The 1,310-nt window shown below is 66.1% G+C and carries 1 protein-coding gene; it reads right to left on the bottom strand.

Annotation, left to right across the window (positions count from 1 at the left end; genetic code table 11):
* Positions 1–191: 191 nt before the first annotated feature.
* Positions 192–1,310: IS701 family transposase (locus tag ACIQMX_RS42485; RefSeq protein WP_402487089.1), on the bottom strand; the 1,119-nt coding region annotated here is incomplete at its 5' end.

The following is a 1,310-nucleotide window of genomic DNA, read 5'->3' as shown; positions in this document are numbered from 1 at the left end:
CTAGTACTGCAACGGTCTTTGTTCTGATGTGTGGGCAGTTTCTGGTGGTGTGTGGCCGCGTCGTTTGTAGTGGCTGATCCGGGCTTGGAACTGTCGTCGGCGGCGCCAGTGTGACCAGTGCAGGACATGGTCGATGAGGTTGGTGCGAGGCCGGGTCAGGCGGGTGGTCAGTCGCCGGATTTCGGGGAGGGTCAGGGCGATGAGCTGGGAGGATCCGTTTCTGCTTTCTCGGTGTCGAGTGCGCGGGCCCTCAGGACGGTCAGGCAGGCGTGGGCGGCCATGGCGAGGGTGATGTGGCGGTGCCAGCCGGGGTAGCGGCGGACCTGGTAATCGTCCAGGCCGCATTCCTGCTTCGCGGTCTGGAAGCATTCCTCAACGGCCCACCGGCTGCCGGCGACGCGGATCAGCTCATCGAGTGTGGTCTCGGCGGGGCAGTAGGCGATGTAGTAGGAGATCTCCTTCGGTCGACTGACGCTGCGACGGGCGATGACCCAGTGCCGTCGGTCTTCGCGGTGCCAGGGCCGGACCTCGACCCTGGCCCAGTCGTAGACGCGTGGCCCGTGAGCACCGTTGCCGCAGGAACGGCGCTTCCACTTCTGCCGAGACAGGCCGGGAAACAGATCGTGCACCGGATGGTCCATGGCCCAACGGGTGACGACCGTGTCGTGACGGGTGGTGGCCATGACGTGGAAGACATCGGCCCGCTCGAGCTCGGTCCGCCAGCCCTTGGAGAAGCCGTAGGCGGCGTCCGCGGTCACCCACCGAAACGGGATCTTCTCGGCAATCGCCCGGCGGACCATCGCTTTGGCGATCACGACTTTCGTCTCGAAGGCGACATCGTCGCCGACGCCGGCGGCCTGGCAGCGTTCGCGGTCGTCGGTCCACGACGTGGGCAGATACAGGCGGCGGTCGATCAAGGTGCGGCCGCGTTCTCCGGCATACGCGAGGAAAACACCGACCTGACAATTTTCTGTCCGCCCCGCGGTGCCCGAATACTGGCGTTGGACGCCGGCCGAGCGGACGCCCTTCTTCAAGAATCCGGTGTCGTCCACGATCAGCACCGCGTCCGGGTCGCCGAGATGCTCCACGACGTAATCGCGCACGTCGTCCAGGACCTCATCGGCGTCCCAGTCGCACCGGTTCAGCAGCCGGTGCATCCGATCAGGAGCCGCGTGACCGGCCTCCTCCGCCAGCGTCCAACCATTCTTCCGCTCCAACGGAGCGATCAGCCCCTGCATGTAAGCCAGCGCCGACTCCCGCGGCTCCGACCGAGCGAATCGGTGCACGAACCGCTCATGCAACTCGCCCAG

The sequence above is a fragment of the Streptomyces sp. NPDC091416 genome, assembly GCF_044756845.1.
Lineage (GTDB): Bacteria > Actinomycetota > Actinomycetes > Streptomycetales > Streptomycetaceae > Streptomyces.
Note: the sequence above shows the minus strand (reverse complement) of the source record. Positions and strands in the feature narration are given on the sequence as shown.